The organism is Lacisediminimonas sp. (assembly GCF_030645335.1).
Lineage (GTDB): Bacteria > Pseudomonadota > Gammaproteobacteria > Burkholderiales > Burkholderiaceae_D > Lacisediminimonas.
The window spans coordinates 1-13,719 of record NZ_JAUSNH010000253.1 but is presented as its reverse complement, the minus strand read 5'-3'; the positions used below and the strand labels follow the sequence as shown (position 1 = coordinate 13,719).

12 protein-coding genes are annotated in these 13,719 nt (G+C 62.2%); 11 read left to right on the top strand and 1 reads right to left on the bottom strand.

All coding sequences use genetic code 11. From position 1 onward, the window contains the following. Nucleotides 1-1,103 (bottom strand): FAD-dependent monooxygenase (locus Q7T64_RS17455; protein WP_304798443.1); only part of this gene is annotated, 1,103 nt, incomplete at its 3' end. 186 nt (nt 1,104-1,289) lie between these two features. On the opposite strand from Q7T64_RS17455, the gene Q7T64_RS17450 reads away from it, so the two are divergent. From Q7T64_RS17450 to Q7T64_RS17400, 11 genes are all read left to right on the top strand, one after another. Further along, on the top strand, nt 1,290-2,204 hold the full coding sequence (locus Q7T64_RS17450) for a LysR family transcriptional regulator (protein WP_304798439.1): 915 nt from the start codon (nt 1,290-1,292) through the stop codon (nt 2,202-2,204). 234 nt (nt 2,205-2,438) lie between these two features. After that, nucleotides 2,439-3,659, top strand: coding sequence for an amino acid ABC transporter substrate-binding protein (locus tag Q7T64_RS17445; RefSeq protein ID WP_304798436.1), 1,221 nt, complete (start codon nt 2,439-2,441; stop codon nt 3,657-3,659). A 19-nt stretch (nt 3,660-3,678) separates the two neighbouring features. Next, on the top strand, nt 3,679-4,545 hold the full coding sequence (locus Q7T64_RS17440) for a branched-chain amino acid ABC transporter permease (protein ID WP_304798433.1): 867 nt from the start codon (nt 3,679-3,681) through the stop codon (nt 4,543-4,545). Beyond that, on the top strand, nt 4,542-5,486 hold the full coding sequence (locus tag Q7T64_RS17435) for a branched-chain amino acid ABC transporter permease (RefSeq protein ID WP_304798428.1): 945 nt from the start codon (nt 4,542-4,544) through the stop codon (nt 5,484-5,486). The genes Q7T64_RS17440 and Q7T64_RS17435 overlap by 4 nt, the downstream gene beginning before the upstream one ends. Then, nucleotides 5,479-6,237 carry an ABC transporter ATP-binding protein gene (locus Q7T64_RS17430; protein WP_304798424.1) on the top strand — a complete coding sequence of 253 codons (759 nt, stop codon included), beginning with the start codon at nt 5,479-5,481 and terminating at the stop codon, nt 6,235-6,237. The genes Q7T64_RS17435 and Q7T64_RS17430 overlap by 8 nt, the downstream gene beginning before the upstream one ends. After that, entirely contained in the window at nt 6,234-6,968 is a 735-nt protein-coding gene (locus tag Q7T64_RS17425; RefSeq protein ID WP_304798419.1) for an ABC transporter ATP-binding protein, read from the top strand. The genes Q7T64_RS17430 and Q7T64_RS17425 overlap by 4 nt, the downstream gene beginning before the upstream one ends. Nucleotides 6,969-7,047: 79 nt before the next feature. Beyond that, nucleotides 7,048-7,803, top strand: a complete 756-nt coding sequence (locus Q7T64_RS17420; RefSeq protein WP_304798415.1) for a hypothetical protein — start codon at nt 7,048-7,050, stop codon at nt 7,801-7,803. A gap of 32 nt (nt 7,804-7,835) precedes the next feature. Next, on the top strand, nt 7,836-9,290 hold the full coding sequence (locus tag Q7T64_RS17415; protein ID WP_304798410.1) for an aldehyde dehydrogenase family protein: 1,455 nt from the start codon (nt 7,836-7,838) through the stop codon (nt 9,288-9,290). A gap of 31 nt (nt 9,291-9,321) precedes the next feature. Then, nucleotides 9,322-10,200, top strand: coding sequence for a fumarylacetoacetate hydrolase family protein (locus Q7T64_RS17410; RefSeq protein WP_304798405.1), 879 nt, complete (start codon nt 9,322-9,324; stop codon nt 10,198-10,200). 88 nt (nt 10,201-10,288) lie between these two features. Then, the gene (locus tag Q7T64_RS17405) at nt 10,289-11,641 is read left to right on the top strand and encodes a hypothetical protein (RefSeq protein WP_304798400.1); all 1,353 of its coding nucleotides are present in this window, start codon (nt 10,289-10,291) and stop codon (nt 11,639-11,641) included. 278 nt (nt 11,642-11,919) lie between these two features. Beyond that, complete coding sequence (locus Q7T64_RS17400; protein ID WP_304798395.1) at nt 11,920-13,356, top strand: NAD-dependent succinate-semialdehyde dehydrogenase; 1,437 nt, start codon at nt 11,920-11,922, stop codon at nt 13,354-13,356. The last annotated feature ends 363 nt before the right edge of the window (nt 13,357-13,719 follow it).

The following is a 13,719-nucleotide window of genomic DNA, read 5'->3' as shown; positions in this document are numbered from 1 at the left end:
CGGGTTGAATTGCACACGTTGTCGTCGGCCGCCAGCGCACGTTCCTGATGGTAGGTGTCGAGCAATGTGTCTGGCGCCGCGCCATCCAGCACCAGCTTGAGTTTCCAGACCAGGTTGTCGGCATCCTGCACGCCCGAGTTGGCGCCGCGTGCGCCAAATGGCGACACCTGGTGGGCCGAATCGCCGGCGAACAAGATCCGCTTGCTGCGGAATGCCTCAATGCGACGGCAGGCAAACTGGTACACCGACACCCACTCCAGTTCAAACGCAACATCCGCGCCGAGCATGGCCTGGATGCGGGGAATCACGTTTTCCGGCTTCTTTGCTTCGACCGGATCGGCATCCCATCCCAGCTGGAAATCGATGCGCCAGACATCGTCCGACTGCCGGTGCAGCAGCACGCTCTGCCCGGGATGGAAGGGCGGATCGAACCAGAACCAGCGCTCGGTCGGAAACTTCGCCTTCATCACCACATCGGCGATCAGGAAGCGATCCTGGAACAGCTGCCCGGGAAAATCCGCACCGACCAGCCGGCGTGCATCGCTGTTGGCGCCATCGCAGGCGATCACCCATTGCGCCTGCATCACGAACACGCCGTCCGGCGTCTCGACCGTGAGGCGAGCGAAATCCTCGTCCTGCTCAAGGCCCGCCAGCTTGTGCTTCCAGCGCAAGTCGACCAATGGCGAGGCATCGCAAGCGGCGACCAGGTATTGCTCCAGGTAATACTGCTGGAGATTGATCATCGCCGGCATCTTGTGGCCGGCCTCCGGCAACAGGTCGAAGCTGTAGACCAGGTCATCCTTGAAGAACACACGGCCGACTTTCCAGCTGATGCCCTTGGCGACCATTTGCTCGCCCACACCCAGGCGATCCCAGATCTCCAGCGGCCGCTTGGCGTAGCACACCGCGCGCGAGCCGACGCTGACCGTATTGTTGTCGTCGATCACCACCACGGCAATGCCTTGCCGCGCACATTCCAGCGCTGCCGTCAGGCCAACCGGACCCGCGCCGATGATGAGCACCGGATGACGCCTGGCCGTGCCATCGCGCTGCTCGTCGGACTGCCGGTACGGGAATACCGGGTACCGATAGGTAGTCTGCATCTGGCGGCCCTCAATGCCCGGAGCCTGGCGTGCTGGCCAGTTCGCGCACGGGCATCCATGCCGCATGGCGGAAGCGTACTGCCTGCATGCTGGTCTCCTTATATTTTTCTATCCAGTCATTCTAGTAAGTTTTGTTACCCTGTAGGGCAACAATCAAGTCGCCAAAAATATAAAAGGAAACCCGCCATGGAACCGCTCGCCCTGCGTTACTTCCGCGAGGTCGCCGCGCATGGTTCAGTACGGCATGCGGCCGAGCGCATGTTCGTTGCCCAAAGCGCCGTCAGCCGCCAGATCACCTTGCTGGAAACCGAACTCGGCGTCCCGCTGTTCGAACGCCATGCGCGCGGCATGCTGATCACGGAAGCGGGGCAATTGCTGCTGCAGTACTCCAACGACCTGCGCACCCGCTTCGACGAGCTGCGCGGCATGATCCAGGAATATGAAACCCTGCGTCGTGGCCATGCGGAAATTGCCTGTGTCGAAGGCTTGATGACGAGCTTCATGCCAGAGGCGATCCACGGCTTTTCCCACGCCAATCCCGCCATTTCGATGGGCGTGATCACGATCGGTTCGCAGGCTGTGGCCGAGGCCGTCGCCGAGCACCGCTACGACCTTGGCGTCCTGTTTGGCAGTGCCCCGCGCTCCGACCTGGTCGAACTGGCGCGCATGCCGCAACCCTTGTATGCGGTGGTCTCGCCGTCGCACCCGCTGGCGCACCGCAGCCGCTGCACACTGGCCGACATTGCGCCCTATCCGGTGGTGCTGCCTGACCGTTCCTTCGTGATCCGGCAACTGGTGGACCGGGTCTGCGTAACCCGCAAGCTGAGCCTGTCGCGCATGGTGGAAACCAATACGCTGGCATTCGCCCAGATGCTGGTCACCGGCAGCAGCACGCATGTCAGCTTCCTGCCGGTCGATCTGCTGACCCCCAGCATCAAGCAAGGCACGCTGGTCGGGCTGTCGATGGACGAGCCCTCGCTGAAGTCCGGCCACGTCACCCTGGTCGCCAGCCGCACCCGCAAACTGTCCCTTGCCGCCAACCACCTGGCGAATTACCTGGCCGAACGCATGGCGGCCAAGCGCCGGCCGCGCGCTCGCTGAAGGCCGGCGCAACACCGCGCCCATCAGGTTCACAGTCGCCGGAAAGGCAGAGCTGCACGCAAGAGTGTTCTGATTTATAGAACGCTGCGCTCGAAAATCTATTGCCCTCAGACAATCATCTGCGCGCTAGAATCGCTGGGCGCTCATCGCCGTTGAAGCTCGTCTTGCTGTTGGGTTGCCCACTTCGCTTTCGCCGTTGCTGTCTCACTGTCGACCTTTTGAAAGGGACTACGCATGTCTGGCTCACTCTCTCGTTTCCATCGTATTCGTAACTGGTCCGCACTGGCCTGCCTGGCCTTGCCAGCACTGGCGCCGCTTGGTGCACAAGCCCAGCAAACCATCCGTTTCGGTGCACCCTTGCCCCAAACCGGCCCATTGGCGCCGGAAGCCCTGAAGCAGCAACAGGGCTACGACTTGTGGGCCGAGCAGGTCAACAAGAAGGGCGGCATCAATGTCGGCGGCAAGAAAATGAAAGTCGAGATCGTCTACACCGACTATCAGTCCAACACGCCGCGCGCAGTGCAAGCTGCGGAAAAGCTGATCACGCAAGAGAAAGTGAACTTCCTGTTCAGCCCGTTCGGATCGGGCGCCGCCAAGGCAGCCAGCACGGTCTCCGAGAAGTACCAGATGCCGACGATTGCATCGACCGCCTCCTCGCCCCAGGTATATGACCAAGGCTACAAGTACCTGTTCGGCACCTTCACGCCGAACGACACGCTGACCACGCCGCTGGTCAAGATCGTGCGCGAAAAAGCGCCGGGCGTGAAACGGGTCGCCATCCTGGCGCGCAATGACCTGTTCCCGCTGGCGATTGCACAGGAAATGGAGAAAGCTGCCAAGGCCGCCGGCCTGGAAGTGATGTTCTTCGAGAAGTACGCGATCAACACGATGGATCACTCGTCGGCGCTGTCGCAGATGAAGGCGCAAGCACCGCACTGGATTTTTGCGACCGGCTACATCAATGACCTGGTGCTGATCAAGAAGCAGATGTCCGACCAGAAGATGGAAGCCCCGGTGGTGACCATGATCGCCGGCCCTGCTTACAAGGAATTCATCGAGGCGGCCGGCAAGGGCGCCGAGAACATCAGCAGCGCAGCCTGGTGGCATATGGCGGCACGCTACAAGGGCGTGGACATTTTCAGCACGGCTGAAAACTACACCAAACTGTTCCGGGAAAAGTACAAGTCCGATCCTGACTATGCACAGGCATCGGCTTCGGTTTCCGGCGTGCTGTTCCAGATGGCAATTGAAAAAGCCGGCTCGCTGGATCGCACCAAGGTACGCGACGAACTGTCAAAAATGAACGTGATGACTTTCTGGGGTCCGGTCAAGTTCGGCGCCAACGGCCAGATCAACTCGCTGGAACCGCCTGTCATGCAGATCCAGGGCGGCAAGACAATGGTCGTGCACCCACCTGCCATCAAACAAGCTGAATTCAAGCTTGGCGTGAAGTAAGTAAAGCGAGCGACAGAGCATGCTTCTTCTCCAGGTCATTCTCAACGGCATCGTACTGGGCAGCCTGTACGCGTGCATCGCGGTGGGCTTCTCACTGGTGTGGGGCGTGCTCAATGTCATCAACCTGATGCACGGATCGTTCATCGTGCTCGGGTCTTATCTAGCCTGGGGCGCCTACAATGGATTGGGCATGGCGCCCTGGACTACCCTCCTGTTCGCAGCGCCATTGGGCTTTGCCTTTGGCTACGCGATCCAGCGCGGCGTGCTCAACCGGGTCATTGCGGCACCAGTACTGGTCACGCTGACGCTGACCTTCGGCCTGGACCTGATGCTCAACAATGCGATGCTGGTCGGCTTCCGGGCCGACTACCGTCGCCTGATTCTTGAGCCGGCGCTGGGTTCGCTGTCTGTCGGCGGGCTGGTGGTGCCGGTCGACCGGCTGGTAGCGACCGGCTTTGCGCTGGTCCTGACTCTCGCGCTGTACCTGGTCCTGCGGCAATCGAAGGCGGGACGCGCGATCGTGGCGGTGCGCATGGACCGCGATGCGGCGCGCCTGATGGGCGTGGATGTGCCGTCGACTTATGCGACGGCGTTCGGCCTGGGTGCTGCCATGGCGGCTTGCGCCGGCGTCTTGCTGGCCATGATTTTTCCGATTTCACCGATTGCTTCGGGCTCCTATCTCGGCAAGGCCTTCGTCGTGTGCGTGCTGGGCGGCCTGGGCAGCGTGCCCGGCGCGGTGGTGGGCGGCCTGTTCCTGGGCATGGTGGAGAGCTTCGGCTCGCTGGCCTTCGGTCCCGAGCATGCGGTCACGCTGTCATTTAGCCTGTTGATCCTGTTCCTGATCTTCCGGCCACAAGGATTGATGGGAAAGCGGGGATACGAATGAAACGGCCACTCTTCTTTTCTGCGCTGGCGCTGATGCTGGTGATGGGCGCCTTGCCGCTGTTCGATAGCCCCTACGCGCTGCGCATCGGCACTTTCGCCTGCATGTACGCGATCATGTCCGTGTCGTGGACGGTGATTGGCGGCTTTGCCGGTTACCCCTCGTTTGCCACCGCCGCTTTCTTCGGCTTTGGCGCTTATTGCGGCGGCGTGCTGCTCAACAAGGGCTGGCCGCTGCTGGGTGCAGTCGGCGCATCCGGTGCGCTGGCATTCATCGCCGCCATGTTGCTGGGCATCGTGCTGCTGCGGCTGCGCGGACACTATTTCGCCATTGCCAGCCTGGCAGTGGCCGAAGTGCTGCGCGAACTGACCAATACCGCAACCGACCTGACCGGTGGCGGCATGGGCCTGAACATTCCGCTGGCCGTTACCGGCTCCAACAGCGTGATGGCGGAGGCGTCGTTCTTCTTCTGGGCCATGTGGGCGCTGTTGATCGTCAGCTTCGTCGCGATCTGGCGCATACAGGTTTCCAAGCTCGGCTTTGGCCTGTCCTGCATCAAGCAGAACGAAGCGGCGGCCGACATGATCGGCGTGAACGCCACGCTGTACAAGAGCAGCGCCTTCGCTTTCTCCGGTGTGTTCGTGACCATGGCCGGCGTACTGTATGCCGCCTGGGTGCACTACATCGAGCCGCCGGACGTGTTCGATGTGCTGCTGTCGGTCAAGCCGATCGTGATGGCGCTGCTCGGCGGACTGGGTTCACCGGCGGGCGCGGTGCTGGGCGCATTCGCCTTCCTCGCGATTGAAGAAGTGGTGTGGCGCAATTACCTGGAAATCCATTCCGGCGTGCTCGGCCTGCTGGTGGTGGTGCTGCTGCTGTTCCTGCCCAATGGCCTGATGTCGCTGGTCAAGCGCATCCGCATGATCGGAGCACGCCATGGATGAAGTACTGAAACTGGAAAACGTATCGCGCCGCTTCGGTGGCTTGCAGGCAGTGCAGGACCTCACCCTGACCGTCGGCCGCGGCGAAATACTTGGGCTGATCGGCCCTAACGGCGCCGGCAAGACCACGCTGGTCAATGTCATTACCGGTGTACACACGGCCAGCGCCGGCCGGGTCATTTTCGAAGGTCGCGACATTACCAAGCTGGCGCCCTACCAGACCGCGCGCATCGGACTGGCCCGCACTTTCCAGATCGTGCAGCCATTTCCCGACCTGAGCGTGCTGGACAACGTCGCCGCGGCTGCACTGTTTTCGCAAAGCGGCGTGAGCCCGACCAAGGCGCGCCTGCTGGCGGCAGAACACCTGCGTTTCGTCGGCCTTGAAAAACAGGCCAGCCAGGATGCGTCGAGCCTGACCCTGGCCATGCGCAAGCGGCTGGAGCTGGCCAAGGCGCTGGCGATGAATCCGAAGCTCCTGTTCCTCGACGAAGTCAATGCCGGACTCAACTCCGCCGAGATCGAACATGCGATGCAACTGATACGGCAACTGGCGGCACGCGGCATCACCATCGTCCTGATCGAGCACTTGATGAAAGTGGTGATGAATGTCTGCAGCCGGGTGGTGGTACTGCAAAGCGGCGCACTGATCGCAGACGGACTGCCGCTGGACGTGGTGAACGACCCGCGCGTGGTGGAAGCCTACCTGGGCAAAAAATACGCACAGCTCAACCTGGCGACAACGGAGCAGCCATGACGAACCCGGTCCCTTTGCTGGAAATCAGCGGCCTGCAGGCCGGCTATGGCGAGATCACCGTACTGTGGGGCATCGACATGGCCCTGCAGCAAGGTGAAATCACGGCCCTGATCGGCTCCAACGGCGCCGGCAAATCGACGCTGATGCGCACGCTGTCAGGCCTGATCGCACCGCGCGCAGGCAAGATCCTGTGGAACGGCGAGGATCTGTGCGGCAAGAGTCCGGCGCAGATCCTGGCGCATGGCATTGCCCATGTGCCGGAAGGCCGCCGCCTGTTTGGCCCGATGAATGTGGAAGACAACCTGCTCATGGGCGCCTATGCCCGCCGCGAGCCGCGCGCCGCCATTGCGCGCAGCCTGGACCAGGTCTACACCACCTTCCCCAAACTGTATGAACGCCGCACCCAGGCCGCCGGCACCATGTCCGGCGGCGAGCAACAAATGTGCGCAATCGGGCGCGGCCTGATGAGCGCGCCCAAGCTGTTGATGATCGACGAACTGTCCCTGGGCCTGTCGCCGCTGCTGGTGGAACAGTTGGTCGAGTCCTTGCAGGCACTCAACCGCGACGGTTTGTCGCTGCTGGTGGTCGAGCAGGACGTGGTCACCGCGCTGGAACTGTCGTCCCATGCCTTTGCAATGGATATGGGGCGCGTGGTCCAGGGCGGCAGCAGCAGCACCATGCTGCACGACCCCGCAATCCGGCAGGCTTACCTTGGCATGCTGGCCGCCTAGGCCGGCACCGGCTGCAGCACGCCTGCCGTTTTAATTACTGATGATTTTTTGGTCCAGACACCGATAAGGAAGCCGCATCATGTCCAGCACTCTCCCGTTCGCACCCGGCAACTACCGCTACATTCCGGGCGTTTTCCAGTACTCTGCCGGCGTTGTCGCCGATCCGGGATATCGCATCGAGCGCGTGCGTTTCCAGCAGCCGGTGCCGCTGGCTGAAGGCTTCGAGCGCATCGCCGCCATCCTCACTGCCGCCGGCCGTCCGCTGACGGCATTCTGCGCGTGTGAACTGCGCTCGCCAGCGCCCTTCGATGAAGCCGGTTTCGTCGCCTTCAACCGGGTGTATGTCGGCACGCTGGAAAAATGGGGCGTGTTCGACGGCGTCACCAATCCGGTTGCGCGTAGCAATGTCTGTCCTGAATTCAACGGCCCGAAAGAGCCGAGTTTCTATGCCTTTTGCTACACCGTGCCGGACGCTGCGGCGGCGCCGTCTTTCGTGGTGGCCGGCAGCGGCGAAGCGCCGGAAGGAAAAGGCAGCTACGCCGACCACGCCATCATGCCCGGCGACACGTCCCCGACCGGCCTGCGCGCCAAGGCGCAGTGGGTCATCGCCGAGATGGAACGGCGCATGGCGGCAATGGGCTTTGGCTGGAAGGATTGCACTGCCAGCCAGCTCTATACCGTGTACGACATCCATCCGTTCATGGCGCAAGAATTGGTCCAGCACGGTGTCATGGCAGCTGGCCTGACCTGGCATTTCAATCGTCCGCCGATTGTCGGCCTGGATTATGAAATGGACTGCCGTGGCGTGTACGTCGAAAAGACTGCCGCGCTCTGACATCAGCAACCGTTAGCGGAAAATAACCAGCAATGAAAACAGAAAAAATCCTCTCCCCTTTCGACGGCCGCGTCATCGGTGAAATGCCGGTCGCCGACGCCGCCGAAGTTGAAAGCGCAATCCTGCGTTCGCAGGCGGCCTTCCAGAAGATGCGCAAGCTGCCGCGCTTCGTGCGCGCCGACATCCTGTTAAAGGCTGCCGAGCTGCTCAAGGAACGGCGTGAAGAATTCGTCACGACCATTGCCGGCGAAGCCGGCAAGCCGCTGTACGACGCCCGCGGCGAAGTATCGCGCGCGATCTTCAACCTGACCAATGCAGCAGCAGAGGCGCGTCGTTTCGGTGGTGAAGAAGTGCCGCTCGACATGGATGCCGGCGTATTCGAATACCAGACCACCGACAGCCAGGGCCGCCCGATTGCGCTGGCCGATCTCGACAGCGACGCCCTGAACCGGATGCGCCGCCGCATCGGCATTTCGCGCCGCTTTCCGATCGGGCCGATCCTGGCCATTTCGCCTTTCAATTTCCCGCTCAACCTGGTGGTGCATAAAGTGGCGCCAGCGATTGCCGTGGGCAATAGCGTCGTGCTCAAGCCGGCGCCGCAAACGCCGCTGACCTCGGTGCTGCTGCAACGGCTGCTGAAGGATGCCGGCCTGCCCGACGGCGCGCTGGAAATCCTGCACTGTTCGGTGCCGCTGGCTGAGAGCATGGTGCGCGATGAGCGTTTTGCGATGGTCAGTTTTACCGGCAGCGCCAAGGTCGGCTGGCATATCAAGGATATCGCCGGTCGCAAGAAAGTCGCGCTCGAACTCGGCGGCAATGGCGCAGTGGTGGTGGCCGAAGATGCCGACCTCGACCTGGCCGCGGCCCGCTGCGTGCGCGGCGGCGTGGTCTACGGCGGCCAGTACTGCATCGGCGTGCAGCGCATCCTGGTGCAAAAGTCGGTGGCCGAGGCATTCACCGCCAAGCTGATTGAACGGGTACGCGCCTGCAAGGTCGGCGACCCGATGCAAGAAGGCGTCGATGTCGGCCCGGTGATCGACCAGGGTTCAGCCCTGCGTATCCAGGGCTGGATCGACGACGCAGTCGCCGCCGGCGCCGTCATGCTGCATGGCGGACCGCGGGTGGGCGCAGTCGTGCAACCGACCGTGCTGACCAATACCGTAAAGGGCATGAAAGTCGAGGACGAGGAAGTGTTCGGCCCGGTCCTGACCGTCAACAGCTACGACAGCTTTGAAGAAGCCATTGCCCGCGCCGGCGATTCGAAATACGGACTGCAGGGCGGCATGTTCACCAATGACGTGCGGCGTGCGTTCCAGGCCATCGAAGATTGGGATGTCGGCGGACTGATGGTCAACGATGTGCCGATCTACCGCATCGACAACATGCCTTTCGGCGGCTGGAAGGAATCCGGCTTCGGTCGCGAAGGCACCAAGTATGCGATGGAAGAAATGTCCGACATTAAACACCTGGTCATCAACTACGCTTGAGCCAGGCCAAGCAGTTACGGGAGAAAAGACAATGAAGCTGATGCGTTACGGGCCAATGGGCCAGGAAAAACCGGCATTGCTCGATGCCAGCGGCCAGGTACGCGACCTGTCGGGCGTGCTGGCCGACATCACGGCCGACACCCTGTTGCCGGCCTCGCTGCAGAAGCTGGCGGCGCTCGATATCAACAGCCTGCCAGTGGTCGCGCAGCCGGGACGCATTGCGCCGCCGTACAAGGGCGTGGGCAAGTTCGTGGCGGTCGGGCTCAATTACGCTGACCATGCAGCCGAAGCCGGCCTGCCGATCCCGCCGGAACCGGTGCTGTTCATGAAGGCCGCGAGTTGCATCGTCGGCTGCAACGACCCGGTGGTACTGCCGCAGGGTTCGGTCAAGGGCGACTGGGAAGTCGAACTCGGCATCGTGATCGGACAGACCGCCCGTTACGTCAAGGAAGAGGACGCGCTCAAGTACGTCGCCGGCTATTGCGTGATCAACGATGTGTCGGAACGCGAATACCAGCTCGAACGGGTTGGCGGCCAGTGGGACAAGGGCAAATGTTGCGACACTTTCGGCCCGGTCGGACCGTGGCTGGTGACGACCGACGAAGTGCCCGACCCGCAAGCGCTGGACATGTGGCTGGAAGTCAACGGACAGCGCTGCCAGAACGGCAGCACGCGCACCATGATTTTCGGTGTGGCGCACCTGGTCAGCTATATCAGCCGTTTCATGACCCTGTATCCAGGCGACCTGATCACGACCGGCACGCCGCCTGGCGTGGGAATGGGACGCAAGCCGATGCCGGTGTACCTGAAGCCGGGCGACACCATGCGGCTGGGCATCGCCGGACTCGGTGTGCAACAGCAGACCGTACATGCATGGGATCCGGCATTGATCATGCACGACATGGGCTAAGGCCGCAGCAAGGGCGGACGAAATGCGGTGAGCGATGGGGTGCGCGTTTTTCGCGCATACTCATGGGCTCGCCAATCCAGGTTTTCACATGAACCACGCCGCCCCGCTCGACCCCACCGAACCCGCCCTGCCCGCACCCGCGGCCAGGGATGTTACCGCGGCGCTGAACGCTTCTTGTTACTGCATCGGGCTGGACCAGGCGGCGCTGAAGGCCGCGATGCGCAGCGACCCGGCGACGGTCGATGTTTTCCAGCTGATCGAAGAACGCTGTCCAAACTTGTTTTCATCGCGCCCGGTTTTCGTCGGCCAGGCGCATATCGACCGCATGGCGCGCCTGGTTGGCACCGTCGAGGCGGTGCTGGCCATGCCTGCCGTGCGCAGCGCAATCCTCGGCGGCGAAGCAGCGGGCGGCGCCATGCTGCGCAATGTGCAGCACACCCGCAGTGTCTTCCTCGGCTACGACTTCCACTTGCGCGGCGAGGAAATCGGCCTGATTGAAATCAATACGAATGCTGGCGGTGCGATGCTCAATGCACTGCTGGCGCGCGCCCAGCGCGCCTGCTGCGCTGAAGTCGAGCAAATGTTGCCCGGCACCGATCTCTCCCTGCAATTCGAGCAAGCCATCGTCGCCATGTTCCGGCAGGAATGGCAACTGGCTGGCCGCAGCGCACCGCTGCGCACCATCGCCATCGTCGATCAGCAGCCCGAGAGCCAGTACCTGTATCCGGAATTCCTGCTGTTCCAGCGCCTGTTCGAACAGGCCGGCTTGCGCGCCTTCATCACCGACCCGGCCAGCTTGCAGGTCATCGACGGCCGCCTGATGCTGGGCGAGGTCGTCATCGACCTTGCCTACAACCGCCTGACCGATTTCGCGCTGGCCGATCCGTCCAGCCAGGCGCTGCACACGGCATGGACCGACGATCTTGCCGTGGTGACGCCGCACCCGTTTGCACATGCGCTGTATGCCAACAAGCGCAACCTGGCCTTGCTGACCGATCCGGTCCGGCTTGCCGCGCTCGGCGTTGCGCCGGCGCAGGTGGCGATCCTGCTGGACGGCATTCCCCATACCGAGATAGTGCAAGCGGCGCACGCCGAGCGGCTGTGGAGCCAGCGCCGCCAGCTATTCTTCAAGCCGGCGTCCGGCTTTGGCAGCCGCGCCGCCTACCGCGGCGACAAGATCACCACACGCGTGTGGAAAGACATTCTCGCCGGCGATTACGTCGCCCAGAAACTGGTGGCCCCCGGCGAGCGCAGCATCGGTGAGGACAGCGGCCAGCAACTCAAGTTCGATGTGCGCAGCTATGTCTACGACGGCCACTCGCAGTGGTTGGCCGCCCGCCTGTACCAGGGCCAGACCACGAATTTCCGCACCCCGGGCGGCGGCTTTGCGCCGGTCTACCGGGTGCCGTCCCTGTCTGCCGGATGCGGCTGCGCCAGCTGATGCGCTCGCCGGGGCACCCGATTGCGCCCAAGCAAACGCACCGGGCCCGGCACCCTCTGGCGGCGCGGCAGGTGCCGTGTTGCCGCGAATCGACTACACTGGCGCTTCCCAAAAGATTGGACGCGATCACAGAACCAGACGCCACCCGACGAGGAGACCGCAGCATCACCGGCGCACGCCGCGAACGATCCCCTTGTCACCCAAGCGCAGGAAACTTGCTGCTGGCGGCGCGCCCTGCCCCTCTTTTCCCGATACCCACCCCCTGACATGGAGAAATAATGTATCCAGAATTATCGATGTACATCGACGGCAAGTTCATCACCGCGGCCGACGTCGAAGTCACGCAAGACGTCCTCAATCCGGCCACCGGCAAGCCGATTGGCAAGCTGCCGCACGCCAGCAAGCAGGATCTCGACCGCGCGCTGGCCGCTGCACAGCGTGCCTTCGAAAAATGGCGCCGGGTTTCGCCGATGGAGCGTTCCAAGATATTGCGCCGTGTGGCCGAGCTGGCGCGTGAGCGTGGCGACGACATTGCGCGCGGCATCACGATGGACATGGGCAAGCCGCTGGCCGAAGCCAAGGCCGAAGTGGCCAACTGCGCCGAGCATGCCGAGTGGCACGCAGAAGAATGCCGCCGCATCTACGGCCGCGTGATCCCGCCGCGCAATCCGGATGTGCGCCAGATCACGGTGCGCGAGCCGGTCGGCGTGTGCGTTGCGTTCACGCCGTGGAATTTCCCGTTCAACCAGGCGATCCGCAAGATGGCTGCAGCGCTGGGCGCGGGTTGCACCATTATCCTGAAAGGTCCGGAAGATTCGCCGAGTGCGGTGGTGGCCTTGGCCCGCCTGTTCCATGACGCCGGCCTGCCACCGGGTTGCCTGAACGTGGTCTGGGGTGTGCCTTCGGAAGTATCGCAGCACCTGGTCAGTTCACCGATCGTGCGCAAGGTATCGTTCACCGGGTCGGTGCCGGTTGGCAAGCAACTGGCCGCGCTGGCCGGCGCCAACATGAAGCGGGTGACGATGGAGCTGGGCGGCCATTCGCCTGTGCTGGTGTTCGACGACGCCGAAGTGGACCAGGCCGCGACGATGCTGGCTGGTTTGAAGGCGCGCAATGCCGGGCAGGTCTGCGTGGCGCCGAGCCGCTTTTATGTCCATGAAAAAGCGTATGACCGCTTTTTGTCCGTGTTCGTGTCGGCGCTGGAAAAGATCCAGGTTGGCGATGGCATGCACGCCGACACCCGGATGGGGCCGCTGGCGCATGAGCGCCGCGTCAGTTCGATGCAGCAGTTCGTTGATGATGCCCTGGCCTGCGGTGCGACCGCGACGCTGGGCGGCCAGTCGATGACCGGCTCGGGCGGCTACTTCTTTCCGCTGACGGTGTTGACCGACGTGCCGGATACTGCACGGATCATGTTTGAAGAGCCGTTTGGACCGGTGGCGCCGGTGACGCGCTTCTCGGATACGGATGATGTGCTGCGGCGGGCAAATAGCTTGCCGTTCGGGCTGGCTTCTTACGTATTTACCGGGTCTTTGAAGACGGCGCGGTATGTGTCGAGCAACCTTGAATCTGGCATGGTCAATATCAATCACTTTGGTATTGCGTTGGCCGAGACGCCGTTTGGCGGGATCAAGGATAGCGGGATGGGGAGTGAGGGAGGGGTTGAGAGTTTTGATGGGTATTTGAATACCAAGTTTATTTCTGAACTTAGCTGATATTTGGTTTTTGGGGTTTTGTATTTGATCGGGGTCTGGCTTATTGGCTGGGTCCCGATTTTTTTTGGCTTGGTGTTTTTGGTCTATTTGCTTCGGGTTGGTTAATTGTTGTTTATCGTTTTTTTTGTTAAGCGGGGTGTGCGCCCCCGCGGGCGCGTAACTTTCTTTTTGGCGCGCCAAAAAGAAAGTCACCAAAGAAAAAGGCGCTAAAACCCATTTGGCTAACCGGACCGCGAAAGGCAACTCGATTCGGGCTCTCGATCACGTTATTTATCCGTGTCACGCTGATAATCGGCAAATCGTGAGTTCTCTCAGTGGATCAGCCAACCCGCTCCATTTACTTTCCTTAGTGTTTTACCCGTG

What these genes read in the sequence shown, in the direction of transcription:
- Q7T64_RS17415 (WP_304798410.1), top strand. Translation starts at nt 7,836, where the DNA reads ATGAAAACAGAAAAAATCCTCTCCCCTTTCGACGGCCGCGTCATCGGT.
- Q7T64_RS17425 (WP_304798419.1), top strand. Translation starts at nt 6,234, where the DNA reads ATGACGAACCCGGTCCCTTTGCTGGAAATCAGCGGCCTGCAGGCCGGC.
- Q7T64_RS17445 (WP_304798436.1), top strand. Translation starts at nt 2,439, where the DNA reads ATGTCTGGCTCACTCTCTCGTTTCCATCGTATTCGTAACTGGTCCGCA.
- Q7T64_RS17435 (WP_304798428.1), top strand. Translation starts at nt 4,542, where the DNA reads ATGAAACGGCCACTCTTCTTTTCTGCGCTGGCGCTGATGCTGGTGATG.
- Q7T64_RS17440 (WP_304798433.1), top strand. Translation starts at nt 3,679, where the DNA reads ATGCTTCTTCTCCAGGTCATTCTCAACGGCATCGTACTGGGCAGCCTG.
- Q7T64_RS17450 (WP_304798439.1), top strand. Translation starts at nt 1,290, where the DNA reads ATGGAACCGCTCGCCCTGCGTTACTTCCGCGAGGTCGCCGCGCATGGT.
- Q7T64_RS17410 (WP_304798405.1), top strand. Translation starts at nt 9,322, where the DNA reads ATGAAGCTGATGCGTTACGGGCCAATGGGCCAGGAAAAACCGGCATTG.
- Q7T64_RS17420 (WP_304798415.1), top strand. Translation starts at nt 7,048, where the DNA reads ATGTCCAGCACTCTCCCGTTCGCACCCGGCAACTACCGCTACATTCCG.
- Q7T64_RS17400 (WP_304798395.1), top strand. Translation starts at nt 11,920, where the DNA reads ATGTATCCAGAATTATCGATGTACATCGACGGCAAGTTCATCACCGCG.
- Q7T64_RS17430 (WP_304798424.1), top strand. Translation starts at nt 5,479, where the DNA reads ATGGATGAAGTACTGAAACTGGAAAACGTATCGCGCCGCTTCGGTGGC.
- Q7T64_RS17405 (WP_304798400.1), top strand. Translation starts at nt 10,289, where the DNA reads ATGAACCACGCCGCCCCGCTCGACCCCACCGAACCCGCCCTGCCCGCA.